The 17,365-nt window shown below is 71.3% G+C and carries 16 protein-coding genes; all 16 read left to right on the forward strand.

The genetic code is table 11. The annotated features are described in order from the left end of the window. Positions 1 to 280: 280 nt before the first annotated feature. The 16 genes from OG562_RS36685 (at position 281) to ispG (ending at position 17,344) form a co-directional block, all read left to right on the forward strand. Positions 281 to 2,110 carry a DUF5941 domain-containing protein gene (locus tag OG562_RS36685; RefSeq protein WP_266405771.1) on the forward strand — a complete coding sequence of 610 codons (1,830 nt, stop codon included), beginning with the start codon at positions 281 to 283 and terminating at the stop codon, positions 2,108 to 2,110. Further along, positions 2,107 to 2,859, forward strand: a complete 753-nt coding sequence (locus OG562_RS36690; protein WP_266405772.1) for a phosphocholine cytidylyltransferase family protein — start codon at positions 2,107 to 2,109, stop codon at positions 2,857 to 2,859. Before OG562_RS36685 ends, OG562_RS36690 begins: the two co-directional genes overlap by 4 nt. Next, positions 2,847 to 3,908, forward strand: coding sequence for an iron-containing alcohol dehydrogenase family protein (locus OG562_RS36695; protein ID WP_266405774.1), 1,062 nt, complete (start codon positions 2,847 to 2,849; stop codon positions 3,906 to 3,908). The genes OG562_RS36690 and OG562_RS36695 overlap by 13 nt, the downstream gene beginning before the upstream one ends. Further along, positions 3,886 to 4,665 (forward strand): CDP-alcohol phosphatidyltransferase family protein, encoded by a 780-nt coding sequence (locus OG562_RS36700; protein ID WP_266405776.1) that lies wholly within the window; start codon positions 3,886 to 3,888, stop codon positions 4,663 to 4,665. The genes OG562_RS36695 and OG562_RS36700 overlap by 23 nt, the downstream gene beginning before the upstream one ends. Beyond that, positions 4,662 to 5,546 carry a glycosyltransferase family 2 protein gene (locus OG562_RS36705; protein WP_266405778.1) on the forward strand — a complete coding sequence of 295 codons (885 nt, stop codon included), beginning with the start codon at positions 4,662 to 4,664 and terminating at the stop codon, positions 5,544 to 5,546. The genes OG562_RS36700 and OG562_RS36705 overlap by 4 nt, the downstream gene beginning before the upstream one ends. Before the next feature lie 100 nt (positions 5,547 to 5,646). Beyond that, positions 5,647 to 6,576: an ABC transporter permease gene (locus OG562_RS36710; protein ID WP_266405780.1), complete on the forward strand. Its 930-nt coding sequence runs from the start codon at positions 5,647 to 5,649 to the stop codon at positions 6,574 to 6,576. Beyond that, a complete protein-coding gene (locus tag OG562_RS36715; protein WP_266405782.1) occupies positions 6,569 to 7,357 on the forward strand; it encodes an ABC transporter ATP-binding protein in 789 nt (262 codons plus the stop codon). The genes OG562_RS36710 and OG562_RS36715 overlap by 8 nt, the downstream gene beginning before the upstream one ends. Positions 7,358 to 7,716: 359 nt before the next feature. Further along, positions 7,717 to 8,619 carry a squalene synthase HpnC gene (gene hpnC, locus OG562_RS36720; protein ID WP_266405783.1) on the forward strand — a complete coding sequence of 301 codons (903 nt, stop codon included), beginning with the start codon at positions 7,717 to 7,719 and terminating at the stop codon, positions 8,617 to 8,619. Then, positions 8,616 to 9,566 carry a presqualene diphosphate synthase HpnD gene (gene hpnD / locus OG562_RS36725; protein ID WP_266405785.1) on the forward strand — a complete coding sequence of 317 codons (951 nt, stop codon included), beginning with the start codon at positions 8,616 to 8,618 and terminating at the stop codon, positions 9,564 to 9,566. The genes hpnC and hpnD overlap by 4 nt, the downstream gene beginning before the upstream one ends. After that, the gene (locus tag OG562_RS46275) at positions 9,566 to 9,718 is read left to right on the forward strand and encodes a DUF6380 family protein (RefSeq protein ID WP_353962840.1); all 153 of its coding nucleotides are present in this window, start codon (positions 9,566 to 9,568) and stop codon (positions 9,716 to 9,718) included. The genes hpnD and OG562_RS46275 overlap by 1 nt, the downstream gene beginning before the upstream one ends. Continuing rightward, on the forward strand, positions 9,715 to 11,223 hold the full coding sequence (gene hpnE / locus OG562_RS36730) for a hydroxysqualene dehydroxylase HpnE (protein ID WP_266405786.1): 1,509 nt from the start codon (positions 9,715 to 9,717) through the stop codon (positions 11,221 to 11,223). Before OG562_RS46275 ends, hpnE begins: the two co-directional genes overlap by 4 nt. Before the next feature lie 74 nt (positions 11,224 to 11,297). Beyond that, complete coding sequence (locus OG562_RS36735; protein ID WP_266409715.1) at positions 11,298 to 12,362, forward strand: polyprenyl synthetase family protein; 1,065 nt, start codon at positions 11,298 to 11,300, stop codon at positions 12,360 to 12,362. A gap of 121 nt (positions 12,363 to 12,483) precedes the next feature. Beyond that, on the forward strand, positions 12,484 to 14,514 hold the full coding sequence (shc, locus tag OG562_RS36740; protein WP_266405788.1) for a squalene--hopene cyclase: 2,031 nt from the start codon (positions 12,484 to 12,486) through the stop codon (positions 14,512 to 14,514). Continuing rightward, entirely contained in the window at positions 14,514 to 15,155 is a 642-nt protein-coding gene (locus OG562_RS36745; RefSeq protein WP_266405790.1) for a 1-hydroxy-2-methyl-2-butenyl 4-diphosphate reductase, read from the forward strand. The genes shc and OG562_RS36745 overlap by 1 nt, the downstream gene beginning before the upstream one ends. Before the next feature lie 5 nt (positions 15,156 to 15,160). Continuing rightward, positions 15,161 to 16,183, forward strand: coding sequence for an adenosyl-hopene transferase HpnH (hpnH, locus tag OG562_RS36750; protein ID WP_266405792.1), 1,023 nt, complete (start codon positions 15,161 to 15,163; stop codon positions 16,181 to 16,183). A gap of 3 nt (positions 16,184 to 16,186) precedes the next feature. After that, entirely contained in the window at positions 16,187 to 17,344 is a 1,158-nt protein-coding gene (gene ispG, locus OG562_RS36755) for a flavodoxin-dependent (E)-4-hydroxy-3-methylbut-2-enyl-diphosphate synthase (RefSeq protein WP_266405794.1), read from the forward strand. Positions 17,345 to 17,365: the final 21 nt, after the last annotated feature.

The raw sequence follows: 17,365 nt of genomic DNA on the forward strand, positions 1-17,365 counted from the left end.
CTCTGGGGGGCGCGGTTTGTGGGCGGGGCCGTCGATCACCGATGATGATCTCGGCAAAGGCCGGTTCAAGCGCCGGTGCAAGCGACGTGCGAGTGAGGCGTGAGCCGAGCCGTCCGACCTTGTCGATCGGAGCTGAACGGCCGGTGAACGCGGCCTTCCCGGCATCCGATAGCCTCTGCCGACATGCCGCCCGCCCGGCCCCGCCCGGCGCAGCCAAAGGGCGCCCCCATCGTGCACACGACCGACGCGGACGCGTCGGTACCCAGGGAGTGAGTTCGGTTTGCCGACCGCCATCCTCACCGGCTCGCCGGTCCCCGGTTCGTCGATCGAGGGCGACCTGCGGTCCCTCGGCTTCGACGTCCGGGCCGCCGCCGACGCCGCCGACGCCGAGACGCTCCTCGCCGCCGTACCGGGCGACCAGCGCGTCGCCGTCGTCGACGCCCGCTTCGTGGGCCACCCCCACGCGCTGCGCCTGGGCCTCACCGACCCCCGCTTCCCGCTCGCCGCGATCCCGGGCGCGCTCACCGCTCAGCCCGGCGGCCGCCAGGCCCTGACCCGCGCGCTGGCCCGCGAGACCTCCGGGAGCGGCGGCGCCGCCCATGGGGGCGCCCCCGCTCGAGCGAAGTCGAGCGTGGGGGACGTCGACAGCCTTCCCGACCACGTGGTCACCGCCCTCGACGCCGACGACGCCGACGTGCACCGCCCCGAGCTCGGCAGCCTGGTCGCCGTCGTCCCCGCCGACCCGCAGGCCCGCAACGAGGCACGGCAGGCCGTCGCCGCCGTCGACGACGAGGCCGTACGTCTGAAGTCGGCCGTGAAGGCCCGCGACGGCTTCTTCACCACCTACTGCATCAGCCCGTACTCCCGCTACATCGCCCGCTGGTGCGCCCGCCGCGGCCTGACCCCGAACCAGGTCACCACCGCCTCGCTGCTCACCGCGCTGATCGCGGCCGGCTGCGCGGCCACCGGCACCCGCGCGGGCTTCGTCGCGGCCGGCGTCCTGCTGATCGCGTCCTTCGTCCTGGACTGCACCGACGGCCAGCTCGCCCGCTACTCCCTGCAGTACTCCACGCTCGGCGCCTGGCTCGACGCCACCTTCGACCGGGCCAAGGAGTACGCCTACTACGCCGGCCTCGCGCTGGGGGCGGCCCGCGGCGGCGACGACGTATGGGCGCTGGCGCTCGGCGCGATGGTGCTCCAGACCTGCCGGCACGTCGTGGACTTCTCCTTCAACGAGGCCAACCACGACGCCACCGCCAACACCAGCCCCACCGCCGCCCTCTCCGACAAGCTGGACAGCGTCGGCTGGACGGTCTGGGTGCGGCGGATGATAGTCCTGCCCATCGGCGAACGATGGGCGATGATCGCCGTCCTGACGGCCCTGACCACCCCCCGCATCACCTTCTACGCCCTGCTCGTCGGCTGTGCCTTCGCGGCGACCTACACGACGGCGGGCCGGGTGCTGCGCTCGCTGACCCGCAAGGCCGAGCGCACGGACCGGGCGGCGCAGGCGCTGGCCGACCTGACCGACAGCGGGCCGCTGGCCGAGCTGCTGGCCCGCGTTCTGCCCGGGCCGCCCCGTTCGACGGCCCCTCTCAGCGCGGCCTTCGGGATGTTCCTGATGATGCTCGCGGCCTGGCTGTGGGGACCGAGCTGGTGGGTCGTGCTGATGGCCGCCGTCTACGTCGGGCTGTCGGCCGAAGCCGTAGAGCGCCCCCTCAAGGGCGCCCTCGACTGGCTGATCCCCCCGTTCTTCCGGGCGGCCGAATACTGCACCGTCCTCATCCTCGCCGCTAAAGCGGAGGTAAACGGAGCCCTTCCTGCGGCTTTCGGCCTGGTGGCCGCCGTCGCCTACCATCACTACGACACGGTGTACCGCATCCGCGGCAACGCCGGAGCGCCGCCGGCCTGGCTGGTGCGCGCCATCGGGGGGCAGGAAGGGCGGACGCTGCTCGTCACGCTGCTGGCCGCGCTGCTCACCGCTTCGCAGTTCACGGTCGCGCTCACGGCCCTCGCCGTGGCCGTGGCCCTGCTGGTGCTCGTCGAGAGCATCCGCTTCTGGGTGTCCGCAGGGGCGCCCGCCGTACACGATGAAGGAGAACCCGCATGATCGGCCTCGTGCTGGCGGCCGGCGCCGGACGGCGTCTGCGCCCCTACACCGACAGCCTGCCCAAGGCGCTGGTGCCGGTGGGGCCCGCGGGCATAGAGGGCGAACCGACGGTCCTGGACCTGACGCTCGGCAACTTCGCCGAGATCGGTCTGACCGAGGTCGCGGTCATCGTCGGCTACCGCAAGGAGGCCGTCTACGAGCGCAAGGCGGCCCTGGAGCAGAAGTACGGCCTCAAGATCACCCTCATCGACAACGACAAGGCCGAGGAGTGGAACAACGCCTACTCCCTGTGGTGCGGACGTGACGCCCTCAAGGACGGCGTGATCCTCGCCAACGGCGACACCGTCCACCCGGTCTCCGTGGAGAAGACGCTGCTCGCCGCCCGCGGCGAGGGCAAGAAGATCATCCTGGCCCTCGACACGGTGAAGTCCCTCGCCGACGAGGAGATGAAGGTCGTCGTCGACCCCGAGAAGGGCATGACGAAGATCACCAAGCTGATGGATCCCGCCGAGGCCACCGGCGAGTACATCGGCGTCACCCTCATCGAGGGCGACGCCGCCCCCGAGCTGGCCGACGCGCTGAAGACCGTGTGGGAGACCGACCCGCAGCAGTTCTACGAGCACGGCTACCAGGAGCTCGTGAACCGCGGCTTCCGCATCGACGTGGCGCCGATCGGCGACGTCAAGTGGGTCGAGATCGACAACCACGACGATCTCGCCCGTGGACGGGAGATCGCATGCCAGTACTGACCCGGCTGATTCCCTCGCCGGTCGTCGTCGACATCCGCCCGGGCGCCCTCGACGACCTGGTCGGAGTCCTCGCCGACGAGCGCATCTCGCACTCCGGCAAGCTCGCGATCGCGGTCAGCGGCGGCTCGGGCGCCCGGCTGCGCGAGCGCCTGACCCCCGCCCTGCCCGGCGCCACCTGGTACGAGGTGGGCGGCGGCACCCTCGACGACGCCGTGCGGCTGGCGAGCGACATAAGGGCCGGCCACTACGACGCGGTCGTGGGCCTCGGCGGCGGCAAGATCATCGACTGTGCGAAGTTCGCCGCGGCACGCGTCGGCCTGTCCCTGGTCGCCGTCCCCACGAACCTCGCCCACGACGGTCTGTGCTCGCCGGTCGCCACCCTCGACAACGACGCGGGCCGCGGCTCCTACGGCGTGCCGAACCCGATCGCGGTCGTCATCGACCTCGACATCATCCGCGAGGCCCCGGTCCGCTTCGTGCGCGCCGGCATTGGCGACGCGATCTCCAACATCTCCGCCATCGCGGACTGGGAACTCGCCAACCGCGTCAAGGGCGAGAAGATCGACGGCCTCGCCGCCGCGATCGCCCGCCAGGCCGGCGAGGCGGTGCTGCGCCACCCCGGCGGCATCGGGGACACCGACTTCCTCCAGGTGCTGGCCGAGGCGCTGGTGCTCAGCGGCGTCGCCATGTCGGTGTCGGGCGACTCCCGCCCGTCCTCCGGCGCCTGCCACGAGATCAACCACGCCTTCGACCTGCTGTTCCCCAAACGGGCGGCCGCCCACGGCGAACAGTGCGGCCTGGGCGCGGCCTTCGCGATGTACCTGCGCGGAGCCCACGAGGAGTCGGCCTACATGGCGCAGGTCCTGCGACGCCACGGACTGCCGGTCCTGCCGGAGGAGATCGGCTTCACGGTGGACGAGTTCGTCCGGGCCGTGGAGTTCGCCCCCGAGACCCGGCCCGGCCGCTACACGATCCTCGAACACCTCGACCTCAAGACCGAACAGATCAAGGACATCTACGCCGACTATGTCAAGGCCATCGGTAGCTGAACTCAGACCGGTCGTCCATCCCGCGGGGGTGAAGGACCGGCGCAGCGGTGAGCACTGGATGGGACGCCTCTACATGCGTGAGGTGTCCCTGCGGGTGGACCGCTACCTGGTGAACACCAGGGTCACGCCCAACCAGCTCACGTACCTGATGACCGTCTTCGGCGTGCTCGCGGCCCCGGCCCTGCTGGTGCCGGGGATCGCGGGCGCGGTGCTCGGCGTGGTGTGCGTCCAGATGTATCTGCTGCTGGACTGCGTCGACGGCGAAGTCGCCCGCTGGAAGCAGCAGTTCTCGCTCGGCGGGGTCTACCTCGACCGGGTCGGCGCCTATCTGACCGACGCGGCCGTGCTGGTCGGCTTCGGTCTGCGCGCCGCCGACCTGTGGGGCAGCGGCCGTATCGACTGGCTCTGGGCGTTCCTCGGCACGCTGGCCGCGCTCGGCGCGATCCTGATCAAGGCCGAGACCGACCTGGTCGGCGTCGCCCGGCACCAGGGCGGGCTGCCGCCGGTCAAGGAGTCGGCCTCGGAGCCGCGCTCGTCCGGCATGGCGCTGGCCCGCCGGGCGGCCTCCGCGCTGAAGTTCCACCGGCTCGTCCTCGGCATCGAGGCGTCCCTGCTGATCCTGGTCCTGGCCGTGCTGGACCAGCTGCGGGGCGACCTGTTCTACACACGGCTCGGCGTCGCGGTACTGGCCGGCATCGCCCTGCTGCAGACCCTGCTGCACCTGGTGTCCATCCTCGCGTCCAGCAGGCTGAAGTGAGCGCGGCCGCCAAGGTCGGCGCGGTCGTCATCACCATGGGCAACCGCCCCGACGAACTGCGGGCCCTGATCGACTCGATCGCCAAGCAGGACGGCGACCGGGTCGAGGTGGTCGTCGTCGGCAACGGCTCGCCCGTCCCGGACGTCCCCGAGGGCGTGCGGACGATCGAGCTGCCCGAGAACCTCGGCATCCCCGGCGGCCGCAACACGGGCATCGAGGCCTTCGGGCCGGGCGGCCGCGACGTCGACCTGTTGATGTTCCTCGACGACGACGGACTGCTCGCCCGCCACGACACCGCCGAGCTGTGCCGGCAGGCCTTCACGGCCGACCCGAGGCTCGGCATCGTCAGTTTCCGCATCGCCGACCCGGACACCGGCGTCACCCAGCGCCGCCACGTTCCCCGGCTGCGCGCCGCGGACCCGATGCGCTCCTCCCGGGTCACCACCTTCCTCGGCGGCGCCAACGCCGTCCGTACGAAGGTGTTCGCGGAGGTCGGCGGACTGCCGGACGCGTTCTTCTACGCCCATGAGGAGACCGACCTGGCCTGGCGGGCCCTCGACGCGGGCTGGATGATCGACTACCGGTCCGACATGGTGCTGTACCACCCCACGACCGCGCCCTCGCGGCACGCGGTCTACCACCGCATGGTCGCCCGCAACCGCGTCTGGCTGGCCCGCCGCAACCTGCCCGCCCCGCTGGTCCCGGTCTACCTCGGGGTCTGGCTGCTGCTCACGCTGGCGCGCCGCCCCTCGCGGCCCGCGCTGAAGGCGTGGCTGGGCGGATTCCGGGAAGGCTGGAGCACACCGTGCGGACCGCGCAGGCCCATGAAGTGGCGTACGGTGTGGCGGCTGACCAGACTGGGCCGGCCCCCGGTCGTCTGACAAGCTCGTCCCTGAGGGCACCCCGGGCACTACCGCGGGCCCCCCGGCTCATGCCAGCCCCCTCCAGGCTGCGCATCCCGAAGACGAAAGTTTCCTACCTGTGAGTGAGACAACGCATGACGTCGGAGTCGTGGTGAGCGCGCCTCCGTCGCCCGACGAGGGCCTGAGCGCCGCCCAGTTGGCCGTCCGGTACGGGCTGGCCGTGAGCGGCGCACGGCCCCCGCTGCGGGAGTACGTACGCCAGCTCTGGGGCCGTCGGCACTTCATCATGGCCTTCTCCCGGGCCAAGCTGACCGCCCAGTACAGCCAGGCCAAACTCGGCCAGCTGTGGCAGGTGGCCACGCCGCTGCTGAACGCGGCCGTGTACTTCATGATCTTCGGCGTGCTCCTCAACGCCAGCAAGGGCATGCCCAAGGAGGTGTACATCCCCTTCCTGGTCACGGGCGTCTTCGTGTTCACCTTCACGCAGAGCTCGGTGATGAGCGGCGTCCGCGCGATCTCCGGCAACCTCGGCCTGGTCCGCGCCCTGCACTTCCCGCGCGCCTCGCTGCCGATCTCCTTCGCCCTGCAGCAGCTCCAGCAGCTGCTGTACTCGATGCTGGTGCTGTTCGTGGTGGCGATCGGCTTCGGCAGCTACCCGGACGCGTCCTGGGCGCTGATCGTCCCCGTGCTGGTCCTGCAGTTCTGCTTCAACACCGGCCTGGCGCTGATCTTCGCCCGGGCCGGCGCCAAGACCCCGGACCTGGCCCAGCTGATGCCGTTCGTGATGCGGACCTGGATGTACGCGTCCGGCGTGATGTTCTCCATCCCGGTCTTCCTCGCGGACAAGCCGCAGTGGGTGGCGAACGTCCTGCAGTGGAACCCGGCCGCCATCTACATGGACCTGATGCGCTTCGCGCTCATCGAGGAGTACGGCGCCGAGAACCTGCCCGACCACGTCTGGGCGGTCGCGGGCGGCTGGGCCCTGCTCTTCGCCGTCGGCGGGTTCGTGTACTTCTGGAAGGCGGAGGAGAGGTACGGCCGTGGCTGATCAGCTACCGGGGCAGCGCGTCCCCACCGTCGTCGCCGACGACGTGCACATCGTCTACCGCGTCAACGGCGCCAAGACCGGCAAGGGCAGCGCCACCGCCGCCCTCAGCCGCATCGTCAGGCGCGGCTCCGACGACTCGGCGCGGGGCGTGCGCAAGGTGCACGCGGTGCGCGGGGTCTCCTTCGTCGCCTACCGGGGCGAGGCCATCGGCCTGATCGGCTCCAACGGCTCCGGCAAGTCCACCCTGCTGCGGGCCATCGCCGGCCTGCTGCCCCCGGAGAGCGGCAAGGTCTACACCGACGGCCAGCCCTCGCTGCTCGGCGTCAACGCGGCCCTGATGAACGACCTCACCGGCGAGCGCAACGTCATCCTCGGCGGACTCGCCATGGGCATGTCCCGCGAGCAGGTCAAGGAGCGCTACCAGGAGATCGTCGAGTTCTCCGGCATCAACGAGAAGGGCGACTTCATCACCCTGCCGATGCGCACCTACTCCTCCGGCATGCAGGCCCGGCTGCGGTTCTCCATCGCCGCCGCCAAGGACCACGACGTCCTGATGATCGACGAGGCCCTGGCCACCGGCGACCGCAAGTTCCAGAAGCGCTCCGAGGAACGCATCCGGGAGTTGCGCAAGCAGGCCGGCACGGTGTTCCTGGTCAGCCACAGCAACAAGTCGATCCGCGACACCTGCGACCGGGTGCTCTGGCTGGAGCGCGGCGAACTCCGCCTGGACGGTCCGACCGACGAGGTCCTCAAGGAGTACGAGAAGTTCACGGGCAAGTAGTCCGACGGACGCGGGGCCCCGCCGGAACTGACCGGCGGGGCCCCGCGTCTGCAAAGGAAACGCCAACTCAGGGCGCGTTCAGGAATCTTGACACCAATCGGTGTGTTGTTGTGATGTGCAGGACACCCCCGCGAACCTCGCTGCGTTGTACAACGTAAGCTGTACGGGTCTCGAATCGCGTCAAGTGGGGCGATATTGCGCGACACCCATGGCCCGGGCCGCCGCGCGGGCGGCTGGGCGGCGTGTCCGAAATAGTGTGTCTTGGGTCAGCGGTGTAGAACGGGAGATGTGACGGCGATGGCTACGGAAACTCCCCAGCTCAACGGAGCGTGTGCCGTCCCTGCCCAGGACTGTCGACGGTGAGCGCGCCGGCCGCGCCACGCACCGGCGACCCGGAGCGCGGCACCCTCGACAAGGCCGCCGACGAGAACTTCCCGGTGGCGCCGTTCTTCCTGCCCAAGGCCTGGCGCGACGACCTCATGGCGGTGTACGGATTCGCCCGCCTCGTCGACGACATCGGCGACGGCGACCTCGCCCCGGGCGGCGCCGACGCCCGTCTCCTCGGGGTGTCGGCCACCGACGCCGAGGACCGGCTGGTCCTGCTGGACGCCTTCGAGGCCGACCTGCGGCGGGTCTTCGACGGCGAGCCGCGCCACCCCCTGCTGCGCCGCCTGCGGCCCACGGTCCGCCGTCGCGCCCTCACCCCCGAGCCCTTCCTCGGCCTGATCGCCGCCAACCGCCAGGACCAGCTCGTCACCCGCTACGAGACCTACGACGATCTCCTCGCCTACTGCGAGCTGTCGGCCAACCCCGTCGGCCGGCTCGTCCTCGCCGTCACCGGCGCCTCGACCCCCGAGCGGATCCGCCGCTCCGACGCGATCTGCACCGCACTGCAGATCGTCGAACATCTGCAGGACGTGGCCGAGGACCTCGGCCGCGACCGCATCTACCTGCCGGCCGCGGACATGAAACGCTTCCACGTGCAGGAATCCGATCTCGCCGTGCCCAGCGCCGGCGCATCGGTGCGCGCGCTGGTCGCATGCGAAGCGCAACGCGCCCGCGATCTGCTGAATGAAGGAGCCCCCCTGGTGGGTAGCGTCCACGGCAGGCTGAGGCTGCTGCTCGCAGGGTTCGTGGCGGGGGGAAGGGCGGCGATCCGTGCGATCGCCGCCGCCGAATACGACGTACTTCCCGGCCCGCCCAAGCCCGGCAAGCTCCTTTTGCTGCGCGAGGTGGGCGTGACCCTGCGAGGAGAGGGGTGATCCGGACCGTGGAGTCGTCACCGCACGTGTCCGCACCGGTACTCGCCGCCTACAGCTACTGCGAGGCCGTCACCGGACAGCAGGCGCGCAACTTCGCGTACGGCATCCGGCTGTTGCCCGCGGCCAAGCGTCGCGCGATGTCGGCGCTGTACGCGTTCTCGCGCCGCGTCGACGACATCGGCGACGGCGAGCTGGACGTCGGCGTCAAGAGCGCCCGGCTCGAGGACACCCGGGCGCTGCTCGGCCGGGTCCGCGCGGGCGAGGTCGAGGAGGACGACACCGACCCCGTCGCGGTCGCCCTCGCACACACGGCCCGGGCCTTCCCGGTCCCGCTGGGCGGCCTGGACGAGCTGATCGACGGCGTGCTCATGGACGTACGCGGCGAGACGTACGAGACCTGGGACGACCTGAAGACGTACTGCCGTTGTGTGGCGGGCGCCATCGGGCGGCTCTCGCTCGGCGTCTTCGGCACGGAACCGGGGGCGCGCGGGGCTGAGCGCGCGGCGGAGTACGCCGACACGCTCGGGCTCGCGCTCCAGCTCACGAACATCCTCCGGGACGTCCGGGAGGACGCGGCGGGCGGCCGTACCTATCTGCCCGCCGACGACCTCGCCAAGTTCGGCTGCTCGGCCGGGTTCGACGGGCCGAAGCCGCCGGAGGGCTCCGACTTCGCGGGTCTCGTGCACTTCGAGGTGCGCCGGGCCCGCGCCCTGTTCGCCGAGGGCTACCGGCTGCTGCCCATGCTCGACCGGCGCAGCGGCGCCTGTGTCGCCGCCATGGCCGGCATCTACCGGCGCCTCCTCGACCGCATCGAGCGCGACCCCGAGGCCGTGCTGCGCGGCCGGGTCTCCCTGCCCGGACGGGAGAAGGCGTACGTCGCCGTGCGCGGACTGTCGGGCCTGGACGCCCGGCACGTGTCGCGGCAGACCGTCAGGAGGCACCCCTGATGGACAGCGCGGGCGACAAACTGGACCAAGGTGATTCCACCGACGAAAAGCGGCACGCAACCCTCCGGTGCGGCGCGGCGTCCCTGACTGCGACGGCCCGCCGTGCAGAGTTCAAGCAGCACGGCGGGTACGCAGGGGAGGGTGCACGATGAACGACGAGCAGGCCGCGGACGCCTCACCGGCGGCCGGTCCTTCGGGGCGCACCGCCGTCGTCGTGGGCGGCGGGCTCGCCGGCATCACCGCCGCGCTCGCGCTCGCCGACGCGGGCGTGCGCGTGACGTTGCTCGAAGGCCGGCCCCGGCTCGGCGGCCTGGCCTTCTCCTTCCAGCGCGGCGAACTGACCGTCGACAACGGACAGCACGTGTATCTGCGCTGCTGCACCGCCTACCGGTGGTTCCTCGACCGCATCGAGGGCAGCGCGCTGGCGCCCTTGCAGGAACGTCTCGACGTGCCCGTCGTCGACGTCGCCAAGCCCGTGGGGCGACGGCTGGGCAGGCTGCGGCGCGACGCGCTGCCGGTCCCTCTCCACCTGGGGCGCAGCCTCGCCACGTACCCGCATCTCTCGCTCGCCGAACGCGCGCGCGTGGGACGGGCCGCGCTCGCGCTCAAGGGGCTCGACCTCGCCGATCCGGCCCTGGACGCGCAGGACTTCGGCAGCTGGCTGACCTCCCACGGGCAGTCGGCACGCGCCGTCGAGGCCCTCTGGGACCTGGTCGGCGTCGCCACCCTCAACGCGGTCGCGGGCGACTGCTCGCTGGCGCTCGCCGCGATGGTGTTCAAGACCGGTCTGCTCTCCGACCCCGGCGCGGCCGACATCGGCTGGGCGCACGTCCCGCTGGGCGAACTGCACGACCGGCTCGCCCGCAAGGCGCTCGACTCCGCCGGCGTGCGTACCGAGGTCCGTACACGCGTCACCTCCCTCTCCCTTGACGAAAACGGGACCTGGAGCGTTCAGGTTCCCGGCGAGACGCTGCGCGCGGACGCCGTCGTGCTCGCCGTACCGCAGCGCGAGACCCACGACCTGCTGCCCGACGGGGCGCTCGACGCGCCCGAGCGGCTGCTGCAGATCGGCACCGCGCCCATCCTCAACGTGCACGTCGTCTACGACCGCAAGGTCCTCGACGTGCCCTTCCTCGCGGCGCTCGGCTCGCCCGTGCAGTGGGTCTTCGACCGCACCGACGCCTCCGGGCTGAAGGACGGTCAGTACCTGGCGCTGTCGCAGTCGGCCGCGCAGGACGAGATCGACGCGCCCGTCGCCGCCCTGCGGGAGCGCTATCTGCCCGAGCTGGAGCGGCTGCTGCCGGGCACGCGCGGCGCCGAGGTGAGGGACTTCTTCGTCACCCGGGAGCGCACGGCGACGTTCGCCCCCGACCCCGGCGTCGACCGTCTGCGGCCCGGCGCCCGCACCCAAGCCCCCGGCCTGTACCTGGCCGGAGCGTGGACCGCCACAGGGTGGCCCGCGACCATGGAGAGTGCGGTCCGCAGCGGTGTGAGCGCGGCCGACGCCGCCCTCGGCGCCCTCGGCCGACCCCGACCCCACCGTCTCCTCGCGTCCTTCGAGGAGACGGCCTACTGCATCGTCCCGGGGGCCAACCCCCGGACCCCCGGCCGAACACCGGAGGGAACCGGCGTTTCACCGCGAGGTGAGATCCGGTGAAGCTCGATCAGCACGGCTCGGCACACCCCCGCACCCCCTCCGGTACTGCAACAAGAGGAGAATCTGTGCCCACTGTGCCCCCGGCCTCGTCGGCCGCTCGGAGGACCGCGGTGGACGTGACCGCGCTTCTGGAGCGCGGCCGCACCCTGGCCACACCGGTGCTGCGGGCGGCCGTGGACCGCCTGGCCCCGCCCATGGACACGGTCGCCGCGTACCACTTCGGCTGGATCGACGCCCAGGGCAACCCTACCGACGGCGACGGGGGCAAGGCCGTACGCCCCGCCCTGGCGGTGCTCTCCGCCGAGGTCACCGGGGCCGCGCCGGAGACCGGCGTGCCCGGCGCGGTCGCCGTCGAGCTGGTCCACAACTTCTCGCTCCTGCACGACGACCTGATGGACGGCGACGAACAGCGCCGGCACCGCGACACCGTCTGGAAGGTGCACGGGCCCGCCCAGGCCATCCTGGTCGGCGACGCCCTGTTCGCCCTCGCCAACGAGATTCTCCTCGAACTCGGCACGGTCGAGGCAGGCCGCGCCACCCGCCGGCTGACCACCGCCAGCCGCGCCCTGATCGACGGCCAGGCCCAGGACATCTCCTACGAGCACCGCGACCGCGTCAGCGTCGAGGAGTGTCTGGAGATGGAGGGCAACAAGACCGGCGCCCTGCTGGCCTGCGCCAGCTCCATCGGCGCCGTGCTCGGCGGCGCGGACGAGCGCACGGCCGACACCCTGGAGAAGTACGGCTACCACCTCGGCCTCGCCTTCCAGGCCGTCGACGACCTCCTCGGCATCTGGGGCGACCCCGTCTCCACCGGCAAGCAGACCTGGAGCGATCTGCGCCAGCGCAAGAAGTCCCTACCGGTCGTGGCCGCGCTCGCGGCCGGCGGCCCCGCCTCCGAGCGGCTCGGCGAGATCCTCGCCGCCGACGCCAAGAGCAGCGACTTCGCGACCTTCTCCGAGGAGGAGTTCGCGGCCCGCGCCGCCCTCATCGAGGAGGCGGGCGGCCGGGAGTGGACGGCCGAGGAGGCGCGCCGTCAGCACACCATCGCCATCGAGGCCCTGGACGCCGTCGACATGCCCGAGCAGGTGCGGGCCCGGTTCACGGCGCTCGCGGACTTCGTCGTCGTACGAAAGAGATGATCACTATCGGTCGAATAGTCCTCGCGTAGTCGCCGGCCGGTGCAGCGAGGCGAGAGGCGCACCGGCCGACGGCGGACCCACAGCAGACGCAACGACATGCACACTGCACGAAGGGGAAGCCATGACAGCGACGACCGACGGAAGCACCGGGGCTCTGCCGCCCCGCGCTGCCGCGGCCAGCGAAACCGACATCACCATCCCCGTGGCGGCCGGGGTACAAGAAGCCGCCGTACGCGCGGTGCAACGCGCCACCGACCTCCTGCTCGCCCAGCAGGACGCCGAGGGCTGGTGGAAGGGCGACCTCGAGACCAACGTCACGATGGACGCCGAGGATCTGCTGCTCCGTCAGTTCCTGGGCATCCGCGACGAACCGACGACCCACGCCTCCGCCCTCTTCATCCGCGGCGAACAGCGCGACGACGGCACCTGGGCGACCTTCTACGGCGGCCCGTCCGACCTCTCCGCGACGATCGAGGCGTACGTCGCCCTGCGGCTGGCCGGCGATGCTCCCGAGGCGCCCCACATGGCGAGGGCCTCCGCCTGGGTCCGCGACCAGGGAGGCATCGCCGCCGCCCGGGTCTTCACCCGGATCTGGCTGGCCCTGTTCGGCTGGTGGAGGTGGGAGGACCTGCCCGAACTCCCGCCGGAACTCTTGTACTTCCCTAAATGGTTTCCGCTGAGCATCTACAACTTCGGCTGCTGGGCCCGGCAGACGATCGTGCCCCTCACCGTCGTGTCGGCGAAGCGTCCGGTGCGTCCGGCGCCGTTCCCGCTCGACGAGCTGCACACCGACCCGGCCCGGCCCAACCCCGGCAAGCCCCTTGCGCCGGTCGCCAGTTGGGACGGACTCTTCCAGCGGCTCGACAAGGTCGTGCGCGGCTACCGCTCGGTCGCGGTGCGCAGGCTGCGCAAGGCGGCCCTGAACTCCGCCGCCCTCTGGATCATCCAACGCCAGGAGAACGACGGCTGCTGGGGAGGCATCCAGCCCCCGGCCGTGTACTCGGTCATCGCCCTGCACCTGCTCGGCTACGACCTCGAACACCCCGTGATGCGCGCGGGTCTTGAGTCGCTGGATCGTTACGCCGTGTGGCGCGAGGACGGGGCCCGGATGATCGAGGCCTGTCAGTCGCCGGTGTGGGACACCTGCCTGGCGACCATCGCGCTCGCCGACGCGGGGCTGCCCGCCGATCACCCCCAACTGGTCAAGGCCGCCGACTGGATGCTCGGCGAACAGATCGTGCGCCCCGGCGACTGGTCGGTGCGCAGGCCCCAACTCCCGCCCGGGGGCTGGGCGTTCGAATTCCACAACGACAACTACCCGGACATCGACGACACCGCCGAGGTCGTCCTGGCGCTGCGCCGGGTCGCCCACCACGACCCGGAGCGGCTCGAGAGGGCCGTCGCGCGGGGCGTGCGCTGGAACCTCGGGATGCAGTCGCGCAACGGGGGCTGGGGGGCGTTCGACGTCGACAACACCAGCCGGTTCCCCAACCGGATGCCGTTCTGCGACTTCGGCGAGGTGATCGACCCGCCGTCCGCGGACGTCACCGCGCACGTGGTCGAGATGCTCGCCGTGGAGGGACTCTCCCACGACCCGCGCACCCGGCGCGGCATCGAGTGGCTGCTGGCCGAACAGGAGTTGGAGGGCTCGTGGTTCGGACGGTGGGGCGTCAACTACGTCTACGGCACCGGCTCGGTGGTCCCCGCGCTCGCCGCGGCGGGTCTGCCCGCCCAGCACCCCGCGATCCGACGGGCGGTCGCCTGGCTGGAGCGCGTGCAGAACGACGACGGCGGCTGGGGCGAGGACCTGCGCTCCTACGAGGACGCGGCCCGCTGGAGCGGCCGGGGCGCCTCGACGGCCTCGCAGACCGCGTGGGCGCTGATGGCGTTGCTGGCCGCGGGGGAGAAGGACTCCAAGGCCGTCGAGCGGGGGGTCGCGTGGCTGGCCGCGACCCAGCGGGAGGACGGCTCCTGGGACGAGCCCCACTTCACCGGCACCGGCTTCCCGTGGGACTTCTCGATCAACTACCACCTCTACCGGCAGGTCTTCCCGCTGACGGCCCTCGGCCGGTACGTCCACGGGGAGCCGTTCAGCAAGAAGTCCCCGACGGCTTCCGGCGCGGTGGCGTCCGCAGAGGTCAAGGGGGGCTGATGAGCACGCAGCCCGCCCCGGCCCCGCTGCTGATCGCCTGCGCGCTCGGCATCGAGCACCTCGCGCTGCGCATGGGCGACCGCAGCGGGGCCGGCGGGCCCGTCACCGTCCTGCGCACGGGCATGGGCCCCAAGGCGGCCGAGCGCTCCGTCACCCGGGTCCTGGCCGACCCGGTGCTCGCCGACGCGGCCGTGCTGGCCACGGGCTTCTGCGCCGGGCTCGCCCCCGGCATGCACCCCGGCGACCTGGTCGTCGCCGAGGAGACCCGCGACCCGCGCGGCGCGGTGCCGTGCGTCGGCATCGATCTGCTCGTCAAGGAACTCGTGCGCACCCTGCCCGGGCGCACCGTCCACACCGGCCCGCTCACCGGCTCCGACCACGTCGTGCGCGGCCATGAGCGGTCCGACCTGCTCGCGACCGGCGCGATCGCGGTCGACATGGAGTCCGCGGCCACGCTCCTGAGCGCCGTGCGCGTGTCCATGCGCCCGGTTGCGGCCGTCCGGGTGGTCGTGGACGCTCCAGAACATGAACTCGTCCGGATCGGCACGGTACGCGGTGGAATATCGGCTTTCCGCGTCCTTCGTTCCGTCCTGCCTGCTTTCTTCGAATGGCACCGCAACGTGTTGCTCCCCCGGAGGTGAGCCAGATGGCCATGCCGCTGCGCCAGTCCATCAAGGTCGCTACATATTTGGCTGAACAGAAGCTCCGCAAGCGGGACAAGTTCCCCCTGATCGTGGAGCTGGAACCCCTCTTCGCCTGCAACCTGAAGTGCGAGGGCTGCGGCAAGATCCAGCATCCGGCGGGCGTGCTCAAGCAGCGCATGCCGGTCGCCCAGGCCGTGGGCGCGGTGCTGGAGTCCGGTGCGCCGATGGTGTCCATCGCGGGCGGCGAACCCCTGATGCACCCTCAGATCGACGAGATCGCCCGGCAGTTGGTGGCGAAGAAGAAGTACGTCTTCCTCTGCACCAACGCCATGCTGCTGCGCAAGAAGATGGACAAGTTCACGCCCTCCCCCTACTTCGCCTTCGCCGTGCACATCGACGGGCTGCGGGAGCGGCACGACGAGTCGGTGGCGAAGGAGGGCGTGTTCGACGAGGCCGTGGCGGCCATCAAGGAGGCCAAGCGGCGCGGCTTCCGGGTCACCACCAACTCGACCTTCTTCAACACCGACACCCCGCAGACCATCATCGAGGTCCTCAACTTCCTCAACGACGACCTCAAGGTCGACGAGATGATGATCTCGCCCGCCTACGCCTACGAGAAGGCGCCCGACCAGGAGCACTTCCTGGGCGTGGAGCAGACCCGCGAGCTGTTCAAGAAGGCCTTCGCGGGCGGCAACCGCAGGAAGTGGCGGCTCAACCACTCCCCGCTCTTCCTGGACTTCCTGGAGGGCAAGGTCGACTTCCCGTGCACCGCCTGGGCGATCCCGAACTACTCGCTCTTCGGCTGGCAGCGCCCCTGCTATCTGATGAGCGACGGGTACGTGCCCACGTACCGGGAGCTGATCGAGGACACCGACTGGGACAAGTACGGCCGCGGCAAGGACCCGCGCTGCGCCAACTGCATGGCGCACTGCGGCTACGAGCCCACCGCCGTCCTGGCCACGATGGGCTCCCTGAAGGAGTCCCTGCGGGCCCTGCGCGAGACCGTCAACGGCAACCGGGAGTAGGGCATGACCGCCGTCTCCCTGGGCGTCCCCGAGATGCCGGTCCGGCCGGTGGCGTCGCGACGCGTGTCGCGGCAGATCCAGGTCGGTCCGGTGGCGGTCGGGGGCGGGGCCCCGGTGTCGGTGCAGTCGATGACGACGACCCGTACGTCGGACATCGGCGCCACCCTCCAGCAGATCGCCGAGCTCACCGCGTCCGGCTGCCAGATCGTCCGCGTCGCCTGTCCGACGCAGGACGACGCGGACGCCCTCGCGACCATCGCCCGCAAGTCGCAGATCCCGGTGATCGCGGACATCCACTTCCAGCCGAAGTACGTCTTCGCCGCGATCGAGGCGGGCTGTGCCGCCGTCCGCGTCAATCCCGGCAACATCAAGCAGTTCGACGACAAGGTGCGGGAGATCGCGCGGGCGGCGAACGACCACGCCACCCCGATCCGGATCGGGGTGAACGCGGGGTCGCTGGACCGTCGGCTCCTGCAGAAGTACGGCAAGGCGACCCCGGAGGCACTGGTCGAGTCCGCCCTCTGGGAGGCGTCCCTCTTCGAGGAGCACGGCTTCCGGGACATCAAGATCTCCGTCAAGCACAACGACCCGGTCATCATGATCGAGGCGTACCGGCAGCTCGCCGCCCAGAGCGACTACCCGCTGCACCTCGGCGTGACCGAGGCGGGTCCGGCCTTCCAGGGCACGATCAAGTCGGCGGTGGCCTTCGGGGCACTGCTGTCGCAGGGCATCGGCGACACGATCCGGGTCTCGCTGAGCGCCCCGCCGGTCGAGGAGGTCAAGGTCGGCCTGCAGATCCTGGAGTCGCTGAACCTCAAGCAACGGCGGCTGGAGATCGTCTCCTGCCCGTCGTGCGGGCGGGCCCAGGTCGACGTCTACAAGCTGGCCGACGAGGTGACGGCGGGCCTGACCGGCATGGAGGTCCCGCTGCGCGTCGCGGTCATGGGGTGTGTGGTCAACGGTCCCGGCGAGGCCCGGGAGGCGGACCTCGGCGTCGCCTCCGGCAACGGCAAGGGGCAGATCTTCGTGAAGGGCGAGGTCATCAAGACCGTCCCCGAGTCGAAGATCGTGGAGACCCTCATCGAGGAGGCGATGAAGATCGCCGAGCAGATGGAGCAGGACGGTGTCGCGGCGGGGGAGCCGGCCGTCACCGTGAGCTGAACGGCACGGACCGAAGGGGGC

Source organism: Streptomyces sp. NBC_01275 (genome assembly GCF_026340655.1).
In the GTDB taxonomy this organism is placed as follows: Bacteria; Actinomycetota; Actinomycetes; order Streptomycetales; family Streptomycetaceae; genus Streptomyces.

What these genes read in the sequence shown, in the direction of transcription:
- OG562_RS36690 (WP_266405772.1), top strand. Translation starts at nt 2,107, where the DNA reads ATGATCGGCCTCGTGCTGGCGGCCGGCGCCGGACGGCGTCTGCGCCCC.
- OG562_RS36695 (WP_266405774.1), top strand. Translation starts at nt 2,847, where the DNA reads ATGCCAGTACTGACCCGGCTGATTCCCTCGCCGGTCGTCGTCGACATC.
- OG562_RS36700 (WP_266405776.1), top strand. Translation starts at nt 3,886, where the DNA reads ATGTCAAGGCCATCGGTAGCTGAACTCAGACCGGTCGTCCATCCCGCG.
- OG562_RS46275 (WP_353962840.1), top strand. Translation starts at nt 9,566, where the DNA reads ATGGACAGCGCGGGCGACAAACTGGACCAAGGTGATTCCACCGACGAA.
- hpnE (WP_266405786.1), top strand. Translation starts at nt 9,715, where the DNA reads ATGAACGACGAGCAGGCCGCGGACGCCTCACCGGCGGCCGGTCCTTCG.
- shc (WP_266405788.1), top strand. Translation starts at nt 12,484, where the DNA reads ATGACAGCGACGACCGACGGAAGCACCGGGGCTCTGCCGCCCCGCGCT.
- OG562_RS36745 (WP_266405790.1), top strand. Translation starts at nt 14,514, where the DNA reads ATGAGCACGCAGCCCGCCCCGGCCCCGCTGCTGATCGCCTGCGCGCTC.
- hpnH (WP_266405792.1), top strand. Translation starts at nt 15,161, where the DNA reads ATGGCCATGCCGCTGCGCCAGTCCATCAAGGTCGCTACATATTTGGCT.
- ispG (WP_266405794.1), top strand. Translation starts at nt 16,187, where the DNA reads ATGACCGCCGTCTCCCTGGGCGTCCCCGAGATGCCGGTCCGGCCGGTG.